Here is a 10083-nt window from a genome sequence, read left to right as displayed (position 1 = left end):
CGCCGTCGGTCTCGCCGTCGCGCAACATGCCGAGCAGAAAGTCGTCATTGCCGAGCACGGTGAGCGCGCCCTTGTCGATGATCGGCACGTCGTTGAATTCGAGATGGGTCTGCAGGGCGTGATGCGGCGCCATCGCCGGCTCGACGACCGTGGTGAAGCCCATCTGCGCGTAGAGACGGCCGGTCTCGTAGCTCGACCATTTGGCGGTCGACAGCGGCGTGTCGGCGAGCCGGGCGCGAATCGCGCGATGCAGCTCCGGCAGCAGCAGTCGCGCCGTGTTCACATTGCCGCCGGCGATGTGCGAATGGATGTCGATCGCGCCGGCCATGACGATATGGCCGGAGACGTCGATCTCCTTGTCGGCGCTGCGGCCTTCGGGGCGCTCGACGATGCGGCCGTCCTCAAACCACACGTCGCCGATCGCGTCCTGGCCGGTCGCCGGATCGACGACATGGCCGCCGCGCAAAACTGTCAGCGCCATGCGCCCTCCGAAACTTCCGCCATAATGGCGCCGATCGCCTGCGCCACGCTCGGCGCATCCGCCGGCGCGCTTGCCCTGCGCAGCGTCATGCCGCCGGTTTCCTGACTCATCAGCACCGCGTCATGCGTGACGCCGGGCTGACCGACTTTAATGAAAAGCCCGCGAGACGGCGAGCTATGCGCCGGCGCCAGCGTGATGAGCGGGATGTCGGCGCGGGACCAGGCGGGCTTCTCGCCGTCAAAGGCGGAAATCCACAGCGCCGCATCGGCCTCGCCGCTGTCGACGAGCCGCGAGGACTCGAAACGCCACGGGTCGTGCTCCGGATAACCACGGCCAAAGCCCGTGCGCGGTGGAAAGCCCGTCATCCAGCCCGCCGTCTGGGTCACGCCCGAAGCGCCGCTGCGGCCGCCGATATGAACGCCGGTGAATCGGGTCGCGGCGTTGAGCTCGATCACCAAAGCCTGCAGCATTTCGATCGCCAGCGGATCGAGCGTCGACGCCGACCAGACGAAGACGCCAAAGCGCGCGTTTCGCAGCGTCTCCACGAGGCCGTCGATGAGAGCGACTTTTTCGGCGCCCAGCGCCACCGGCCGTCCGCCGAAGCGCGCGCGCCACGCCGCCAACACGCCGGAAAGTTCCTGCTGAGAGGCCGGAATGACCTTTGCGCCAGGGACGGCCTTCGCTTCGTCGCCGTCCGGCCCGACCCAAATCACCTTGCGCGGCTGCTGCGCTTGCGCCCCGCGGCGCGGCGTCTCGGCAAGCGCAAGGCGCTCCAGCATCCCGGACCACGCTTGAGTCAGCCCCGGGCCGATCAGCACGACGCAGTCGCCGCGAAGGCGCGCTTCGTTCGCCGTCGTCGTGAACATGCCGAAGGAACGCTTGACGTCGATATCGGCGAGCGTTTCGCGCGACGCGAGATGATCGAAGGCGCCCTTCAGCCGCTCCGCCAAGAGGATCGCGGCGCGCGCGCCGGCGACGTCGGCGCCAAGGCCGGCGATGAGCGGAAAGGCCGCCCCGTTGAGAATTTTGGCGGCATGTCGATAGGCGTCGCCAAGCGCAATCGCCTTGCCGTCGAGCGTTGCTGTCTCCATTCCTACCCCGATTTGCGACCTGCCCTGGCCAAGCTCGAAAGCTTAACGGCTAAGTGAGCGCTATCCATTTGTTTTTTAGCGCCTACTCGCCGAGCCGGGCGGCTCCTCCCGCGTTTTGCTTATGCCTATCAGCCGTCACGGCGACTGTCGAGACGTTCGGCTGCGTCATTTACATTCGAGGCCCAACAGAAGCGTTCGGCTGTCGTCCGCAAGCGGCCGACATTGTGCGCCGCATCCCATTTGCGAAGCGGCGGCGATCATGTTAAATGCTGCGCCGAGCTTAAACCTGCGGGCGCGACGCGCCACATAAGCAGGCAGAGCCGTAGAGAGTCCTAATACGGAGGAAAAAATGGCCTGGACGACTCCCGTGATTGTCGAAGTTTGCGTCGGCATGGAAATCACCAGCTACGAGTCCGCCGAGATCTAATTTCGGCGCGGCCTTCGCTTCGTCGAAGGCGCCAACGAATTCCCGAATCGAGCCGGCAAGAAGAGCGCTGCGCGCAGCGGTTGCGCTTTTCGTATTGCCGGCTCGAATCATTTTGGCCAGCGTCGGCGAACGAGTGGCCGCGAACAGGAGCGTCGACTTGCGCGCGCCTTCTTTCCTCATCGCCCTCGTCTCTCCCCTTATCATCGCTGCGAGCGCCCAGGCGGAACCTCCGAACGCGAAGACTCTTCTTGAGGACGTGAAACAGAATTTCCAGCCGATCGTCGTTCCCTCCCCTGGCAATGATTCGGTAACGGCGGCGCGAATCGAGCTTGGTCGCCGGTTGTTTTTCGAAAACCGCGTGTCGATGGACGGCAACGTCAGTTGCGCGCATTGCCATTTGCCGGAGAAACAGGCGAGCGACGGGCTGCCGAAGGCGATCGGCGTGTTCGGCAAGGAAAATCCGCGCAACGCGCCGTCGATCTTCAACGCTGCGCTGAATTTCAAACAGCATTGGCGCGGCGAGCGCGAGTCACTTGAGGATCAGGCGGAAAAATCGCTGCTCGGCCCCGCGAGCTTCGGCAATCCCGATCAGGCGACGGCGATGAGCAAGCTGAAGGCGGTTCCCGCCTACGCCGGCGCCTTCGCCAAGGCGTTCCCCGGCGACAACGATCCAATCAACTCGAAGAATTGGGGCGTCGCGGTCGGCGCCTTCGAGCGTACGCTGCTGACGCCCTCCAAATTCGACGCCTTCCTCACGGGCGACGCTTCGGCGCTGTCGATGCAAGAACAAGCAGGGCTACGCAAGTTCATCGATCTTGGCTGCGCCTCTTGCCACAACGGCGCGGGCGTCGGCGGCGATTCCTTCCAAAAATTTGGCGTTGTGAGCGACTACTGGAAAGAAACAGGGGTCACGACGCCGGACAAAGGTCGCGCGGACGTCACCAAGAATGACGCGGACCTTTTTGTCTTCAAGGTTGCGAGTCTGCGCAACGTCGCGCAGACGGCGCCCTATTTTCACGACGGGTCGGTCGCGGACCTGACGAAAGCCGTCAAAATCATGGGCAAGACGCAGCTCGGGCAGGATCTGTCGGAGAAGGACGCCGCCGACATTGTCGCCTTTCTCGGCGCGCTGACCGGTCCGGTTCCGCCGAATTATTCTGCGCCGGAGCCCTATCCGGACGCACAAGGAAAGTAGGCGTGGACGCACCCTCCCCTTGAGGGGGAGGGTCGCATTGCGAAGCAATGCGGGGTGGGGTGACGACGCAAAAGCCATCTAAGAAAAGAATGCATGTCGCCTCCCGAACTCAACTGCGAGGACTTGCGACCCTGCTCCACCCCACCCCGGCGCTTCGCGCCGACCCTCCCCCTCGAGGGGAGGGTGAATGCGCGCCTCTCAGGTCAGCTTGTGTTCGAGCGCGATGCGCATCAGCTCCATCGGCGTGCGGGCGCCAAGCTTTCGTTTCATGATCGAGCAGCTGTTAGCGATCGTCTTGTAGGAGACTTGAGTCGCATCGGCGATCTCGGCCATCCCGAGCCCGCGTCCGAGCATTCGCAAAATCTCCAGTTCGCGCGCCGTCAACGCGGAGAGCGGACTGGTCGCCGCGCCGCTCTTTTCGAAGGCGAGCCGATTGGCGATTTTGGGCATGAGAAATACGCCGCCGGACGCAACCTCGCGCACCGCCGTCAGCAAGAGATAGGGATCGTCGTTCTTCGTCACATAGCCTTTGGCGCCCATCTGAATCGCGCGCGCCGCGAAGATCGGATCGTCGTTCATGCTGAAGACGACGATGCGGGCCTGCGGATCAGCTTCGAGAATCCGCCGCGTCAACTCAAATCCCGAAACCCCCGGCAGGCCGATGTCGACGACGGTCACGTCGGGCTTTTGCGCCGCGAAGACGGCAAGACCCGTCTCGGCGTCTCGCGCGTCGACGACGTCGATGTCGCCTTCGCCGGCGAGCATCGCCGCGCAGCCGGAAACGATGATCGGATGGTCGTCGACGATAAGAACGCGCATATTCGAGATGGCTCCACAAACTAGACTGCTTTAGCGGTAAGCCTGACATTGCCGGCATTGGGGCCTTTCGTAAAGCCGCACGCTTCTCTAGAGAATTGGCCCATGCTCCGAAGGCTCTCGCTTCGCCTTCGCCTGTCGCTGCTGCTCGGCGTCGTGCTCGCGCTGGGACTGGCGCTCGGCGTCGGCCTGCTCGTATTGCATGCGGGCGCGCGCGTTCGCGCCGAGGCCGACGGCGCGACGCGCCTCGCGCGCGATCTGGTCGAAGCGACGCTAACCCGGCTTGACGCCGCGCCAGACCCGCAGGCGGAGATCGCGCGACTGCTATCCGACGCGCGGCGGCTGCGCCATGTGCGCGTCATGCTCGCCGGAGAGGAGACGCCCGCGCGGGAGGACGTCGACCGCGCGCCGCAGTGGTTCACCCGGCTCGTGCTGCCGAACGCCGCCGTGACCCGGATCGAAACCGGCCACGGCGCCGCGATCATGATCGCCCCCAATCCCGCGGATGAGATCGCCGAGATTTGGCAGGAGATCGTTTGGCTCGCGATCGGCGGCGCGGGAATCGCCGTCGCCGCCTTCGCCCTCGTTTCGCTCGCCGTGTCACGAACGCTGCGTCCGGTCGCCACGCTCGCGGAGGGGCTGCAGCGTCTCGAGCGCGGCGAACATTCGATGCGCGTTCCCGCCGATGGCTCTCCGGAGTTCGTCATCATCGCCGAACGGATCAACGCGCTGGCCGCAACGCTGCAACGGCTCGACGAAGAAAATCGCCGGCTCGTGCGGCGCATGATCCATGTGCAGGACGAAGAGCGAAAAGACATCGCGCGCGACCTGCATGACGAGATCGGCCCTTTTCTGTTCACCGTGCGCGCCGGCGTCGGCGCATTGGCGCGCCGGGCCGCCGCCCCTGGGGTCGAGCCGGCGCGTCTGGCCGAAGATTGCGCCCGCATCGACGCGCAGATCGCCGCTCTGCAACAGGTCAACAGGCGCATTCTGGGCCGGCTGCGTCCCGCCGCCCTTGAGGAGATGGGGCTTGGCGACGCCTTACAGGCGCTCGCGCAAGGCTGGCGCGACGCCAATCCGAAGGTCGCCATCGCGCTGTCGCTGGACGGCGCCTCCGGGGACATCGAGGAGGCGACCGCGCTGACCGCCTATCGCATCGTGCAGGAAGCGCTCGCCAATGCGTTAAAGCATTCGGGCGCCAATCGGGTCGAGGTCGTCGTCAAGCGATCGACGGGCGCATTGCATATCGTCGTGCGGGACAACGGGGCAGGTCTCCAAGCGGCTCGTTCTCCGTCTTCAAGCGGTCTCGGTTTGCGCGGCATGGGCGAACGAGTCGGCGCGCTCGGCGGCACGCTCGCGCTTGCGAACGACGCCGGGGGCGGCGCGCGGCTAACCGCGTCGCTGCCGATGCGCGAGGGCGGAGCGGCGCGTCACTGAGCGACAATCCAGTCGCGCGCCTCATCGGCTTGCGCGGTCGGAAACGCCTTCATGTCGCCGGGCATCATGAAGCTGAAAAACTGCATCGTTTGCTTGATCCACTCAACGTCCGTGACAAGCGCGACCCGCTCCCACCGCGTGAGATGCTCCATTCCAACCCTAAAGTCCTCCCAGATCGCGCCCGGATCAAATCCCGAAAAATCAGGTGCGATTTCGTAATAGATCCTGACCTTGTCGTGTTTCTTGAGCGCATCTCGGACCGCCGGCACAAGAACCGCGTCATAATCCGCCTTCGTCACGCGTCCCCTGCAGACGATCGCAACGACGTTCTCGGGAAAGTTCGAGAGCTGTTCGATCACCGGCATTCTCCTCAATCTTTGCCGCGCAAGATGCGGCCATGCGCAAGGCTCCGCTTCGACTGCCGGCATCATCGCTCGAACCTCGCGGCCGACATCGCGTAACTGTGCTGTCCGCCAGAAATTTGAAGATCGCGCCAAAATTTAGGTCGAGCGATCATCGGCTCCTGTCAGGCTGGCGCCGCCTGCGCCACCGTGAGGGTCAAGCGCGTTCCGTCTCGCTTCTGCTCGGCCCTTCGCCTAACTGAGACTCAACTCAACTCGACTCGCATCGCGTCGCCCCTATATGCGGCTTAACGGTCGACGCACCGCATTCATGGGGTGGCGCGTGTACTCACAACATGTTGACTATCTCCCGCTGCCGCCCATCCTCTACGCGGTCTTCACGGGCGCGCTCATCGCGCTGTTCCTGCTGATTCAGTTTGGCGTGCTTCGCTATGCTTTCGGCCGCATAGGCCTGAGCTCCAAATATGCGACGCTCCTCCTCTTCGCATCGCTTCTGGGAAGCTATGTGAACATTCCGATCATGCACTTCGCCGACGAACGCGTCGTTCCTCAAGAGATGATCGACTTTTTCGGGAGGCGCTATGTCGTCCCAGAGGTCGTCGACTGGCCGGGAATGGTATTGGCGGTCAATGTCGGCGGAGCCATTATTCCCCTGTTTCTTTCGATCTATCTGCTCGCCCGCAATCGCATCTGGATCGTGGCGGCGCTTGCGACGGCGATCGTCGCTGTGGTTGTCCATTACTTTGCGCGGATTGTGCCCGGCGCCGGCATTAGCGTGCCGATCCTGGCGCCGCCGTTGTTGTCGGCGGCTCTCGCGATTTTGCTGTCGCGCGATTTCGCTGCGCCAGTCGCCTATGTCAGCGGCAGTCTCGGCACGCTCATCGGCGCTGACTTACTCAATCTTGATAAGATAGAGGGCATCGGGACGCCGATCGTCTCGTTTGGCGGCGCAGGAACGTTCGACGGGATTTTCGTGACCGGAATACTTGCGGTGCTGATCGCGAGCCTACCCTTGCGCCGAAAAACCACAGACGTTTCGGCGGCGACTTAACCCGATCCGCGCCGAGCCAACAAACGCCTGCGAGCCAGCGTGTTCGACGCGCGGAGATCGGGCGTCGATGACGATATTCGCAGTCGGATGACCGATGGCCATCCGCCTTTGCCGACGAGTCGGGAAATATTCCCGACTTATACGGGACCATGTCCGAAGTTTTCCGTTATTTTTCAGAAGTGTAGCCGTCGCGCAACAGACGGGAAATATTGCCGGTTTGTCGCCTTGCGCCACTACCGGCCGCGAGCCTCATAGCTATAAGTCGTTCGACAGGATTGAATGTTCCAGGGCTCTCAATGCGCTACGTCAAGCAGGTCTCGCTCATCGCTCTTTGCGCGTCTCTCGCCACAACAGCCCGCGCGCAGCAGGCGCTGCCGACGATCGAAGTGGGAGGCGCGCCTCTGCGTTCGAGCGCGCGGCCGCCTGTTCAGACGACGCCCTCCACCCAGCGCGCGCCGGCGGGTCGGGCGTCGGTGACGTCAGCGCCCGCGACGCCTGCTCCGCCGGCGTCTCCCATCGTGCGTTACGCTGTTCCAGCGGCGACCTACACGATCACCGGCAATGAGCTGCAGAACACGCGCGCGTTCAATCTCCCGGAGAATCTCGTTCGTCAGGCGCCCGGCGTCACCGTCAATGACGTAGCGGGCGGCCCGTTCCTGCCGGAAATCGATTTCCGCGGCTTCGTCGCCTCGCCCATCGCCGGAACGCCGCAAGGCCTCGCCGTTTATCAGAACGGCATTCGCATCAACGAAGCCTGGGGCGACAACGTCTACTGGGACATGATCCCGAGCGTTGCGATTGATCGCTTTACGCTTGTCACCGGCAACCCGCTGTTCGGCCTCAACGCCATCGGCGGCGCCGTCACGCTCGACATGAAAAACGGCTTCACTTGGCAGGGTTTCGAACTCGACGGGCGCTTCGGCAGCCGCGGCCGTCGCCAAGCATCCATGCAGCACGGTCTCATCTCTGGGCCGTTCGCCACCTACATGGCGATGGAGGCGCTAGGCGACGACGGCTACCGCCAGTTTTCTGGCGCGCACATCAAGCGCTTCTATGGCGATGTCGGCTACCGCGGCGAGAGCGGCGAGATCCACGCCAATGTGACGCTCGCCAATAACAAGTTCGGCGTTTCCGGGCCGGCGCCGGTCGATCTCACCAATCTCGACGAAAGCGCGGTGTTCACCACGCCGCAGACAATCAAGAACACGCTCTCGATGTTCGACATCAATGGCGTGTTTCAGGCGACGCCGACCTGGAAGCTCTTTGGCGACATGCATTACCGCGCCTTCGATCAGGCGAGGGTCGACGGCAATACGACCGAATTCGAATGCGAAGTCGACGAATCGCTCTGCGAGAGCGACGCCGGCGACACAAACATCCCCAATTTTTTCAACGGGCAGGTCGCTCTGGGGGCGATCGATAGAACCTGGACGCGTTCGCGCACCGTCGGCGGCACGGTGCAGGTCACGAACGACGATCTCTATTTCGGCTTCCACAACAAGATCACCTTTGGCGTCAGCTACGATCATGGTTGGACCGCCTTCTCCGCCAATGAGGAACTGGGGATCATTCAGCCCAATCTCGTCGTCGGCGGCTTCGGCTACATCGTCGAAGAGCAGGCGACCGGCATCTCCAGCGTCTCTGTGCGCGCGGCGAACGATTATCTCGGCGTCTATGCGCTCGACTCGCTGGATTTGACCGACGATCTAAAGGTCACAGCGGGCGCGCGCTTCAACCGCGCCAACATCGCGCTCTACGACATGAGAGGCACGACGCTGAACGGCAATGGCGTTTTCACCCGCATCAATCCTGTCGCGGGCCTGACCTACAAAATACTGCCGAACGTCTCCGCCTACGCCAGCTACTCCGAGGCGAACCGCGCGCCAACGCCGCTCGAACTCGGCTGCGCCGATCCCAACCGGCCCTGTCTTATCGACAACTTCCTCGTCGCCGATCCGCCGCTGAAGCAGGTGGAGGCGCAAACGATCGAAGCGGGCTTTCGGGGAGATCTTGCCGTTCCAACGGTCCTGCCGGCCTATGCCGATGCGCTGCCCGGCAATCTCAACTGGAGCCTTGGCGTCTTTCGCACCTATAGCTTCAATGACATTCTGAGCGTGCCGAGCGCGATCAACGGCCGTGGCTATTTCACCAACGCTGGCACGACCCTACGCCAAGGCGTCGAATCGTCCTTCCGCTACACGACCGAAAGGGTGAACGCCTTTTTGAACTATACGCACACGGACGCGACGTTCCGCTCGACGATCGTGCTCGGCGCCCCCGATAATCCGCTGACCGGGACTTTTGGCACCGGCGGCTCCATCCTGGTAACGCCCGGCGCAAATCTGACCTCAGTGCCGCGTCACCGATTCAAGACCGGAATTGATTTCGCCGTGACCCCGCTGTGGAAAGTCGGCGCCGACTTTCAATATTCTTCCGGTCCGTATATTCGCGGCGACGAAATCAACCTCGCCGGAAGGCTGCCGTCATACGGCATTCTCAATCTTCGCACGTCGTATCAGCTTGGCCCGAACATCCAGGTCTACGGCCTGCTCGAAAATGTCACCAACACCCGAGCGCGCAGCTTCGGCACGTTTTTCGACACGAATGACATCTCCTTCCTCGCCTTCAACAATCCGCGCATGGTCTCGCTGGGGCCGCCGCTCGGCGTCTATGGGGGCGTGAAGATCACCTACTGACGCCAGAGGGCACGAATGTCGCGGGCCGCTAGCCGGTGCGGCGGCGCCCGCGCTATATTGCGTGCGATGGCCTTACTCAGAGGGAGTCGCACATGAAAAAAGCATTGCTATTCGGCGCGCTCGCGCTTGCTGGAGTCACGGCGCTGCCGGCGACGTCCGCGCTCGCCAAGGCGACCGGCCCCGTCGCCGCGCTCGACACCGACGACGACGGAACTGTCGATCTCAACGAGATCAACAAGTCTGCGACGGACCTTTTCACGCGTCTCGAGAAGGACTCGGACGGGACGGTCGACATCAAGGAGATGAAGGGACGAGTCTCGAAGAAGGACTTCAAAACGGCCGATCCGGACAATGACGGCACGCTTTCAAAGGACGAATTTCTGGCGATGGTCTCCACCCTGTTCAAGGATGCGGATCCCGACAATGACGGCACGCTCGACGCCAAGGAGCTCGCGTCCAAGAAAGGCAAAGCCCTGCTTCGAGTGACCCGCTAAGCGGCTTTGTCGCAAGCGCTGGAGCCTGCAAAG

The 10083-nt window shown here is 63.2% G+C and carries 9 protein-coding genes; 5 read left to right on the top strand and 4 right to left on the bottom strand.

The genetic code is table 11. The features are described from left to right. Together IYX23_RS12470 and IYX23_RS12465 are read right to left on the bottom strand one after the other, a co-directional pair. Positions 1–481: amidohydrolase family protein (locus IYX23_RS12470; RefSeq protein WP_196398848.1), on the bottom strand; the 481-nt coding region annotated here is incomplete at its 3' end. Then, positions 472–1572, bottom strand: a complete 1101-nt coding sequence (locus tag IYX23_RS12465) for a formylmethanofuran dehydrogenase (protein WP_196393053.1) — start codon at positions 1570–1572, stop codon at positions 472–474. The genes IYX23_RS12470 and IYX23_RS12465, both read right to left, overlap by 10 nt. Before the next feature lie 584 nt (positions 1573–2156). Here IYX23_RS12465 and IYX23_RS12455 point away from each other — a divergent pair. Continuing rightward, entirely contained in the window at positions 2157–3194 is a 1038-nt protein-coding gene (locus IYX23_RS12455) for a cytochrome c peroxidase (protein ID WP_246716746.1), read from the top strand. 198 nt (positions 3195–3392) lie between these two features. On the opposite strand, the gene IYX23_RS12450 is transcribed toward IYX23_RS12455, so the two are convergent. Next, complete coding sequence (locus IYX23_RS12450) at positions 3393–4013, bottom strand: response regulator transcription factor (RefSeq protein WP_196393051.1); 621 nt, start codon at positions 4011–4013, stop codon at positions 3393–3395. Positions 4014–4115: 102 nt separating this feature from the next. Between IYX23_RS12450 and IYX23_RS12445 the strand changes: the two genes are divergently transcribed. Further along, positions 4116–5447 carry an ATP-binding protein gene (locus tag IYX23_RS12445; RefSeq protein ID WP_196393050.1) on the top strand — a complete coding sequence of 444 codons (1332 nt, stop codon included), beginning with the start codon at positions 4116–4118 and terminating at the stop codon, positions 5445–5447. On the opposite strand, the gene IYX23_RS12440 is transcribed toward IYX23_RS12445, so the two are convergent. Then, positions 5441–5812 carry an STAS/SEC14 domain-containing protein gene (locus tag IYX23_RS12440; protein ID WP_210330594.1) on the bottom strand — a complete coding sequence of 124 codons (372 nt, stop codon included), beginning with the start codon at positions 5810–5812 and terminating at the stop codon, positions 5441–5443. The genes IYX23_RS12445 and IYX23_RS12440 overlap by 7 nt on opposite strands. Before the next feature lie 319 nt (positions 5813–6131). Between IYX23_RS12440 and IYX23_RS12435 the strand changes: the two genes are divergently transcribed. From IYX23_RS12435 to IYX23_RS12425, 3 genes are all read left to right on the top strand, one after another. Beyond that, positions 6132–6860 (top strand): DUF1614 domain-containing protein, encoded by a 729-nt coding sequence (locus IYX23_RS12435; RefSeq protein ID WP_196393048.1) that lies wholly within the window; start codon positions 6132–6134, stop codon positions 6858–6860. 296 nt (positions 6861–7156) lie between these two features. Further along, positions 7157–9556 carry a TonB-dependent receptor gene (locus IYX23_RS12430; RefSeq protein ID WP_196393047.1) on the top strand — a complete coding sequence of 800 codons (2400 nt, stop codon included), beginning with the start codon at positions 7157–7159 and terminating at the stop codon, positions 9554–9556. Between the two features lie 92 nt (positions 9557–9648). Continuing rightward, a complete protein-coding gene (locus IYX23_RS12425) occupies positions 9649–10050 on the top strand; it encodes an EF-hand domain-containing protein (RefSeq protein ID WP_196393046.1) in 402 nt (133 codons plus the stop codon). Positions 10051–10083 lie beyond the last annotated feature (33 nt).

The sequence above is a fragment of the Methylocystis sp. L43 genome (genome assembly GCF_015709525.1).
GTDB lineage: Bacteria > Pseudomonadota > Alphaproteobacteria > Rhizobiales > Beijerinckiaceae > Methylocystis.
The sequence above is the reverse complement of the archived record's forward strand: the minus strand, read 5'-3'. Positions and strand labels throughout refer to the sequence as shown.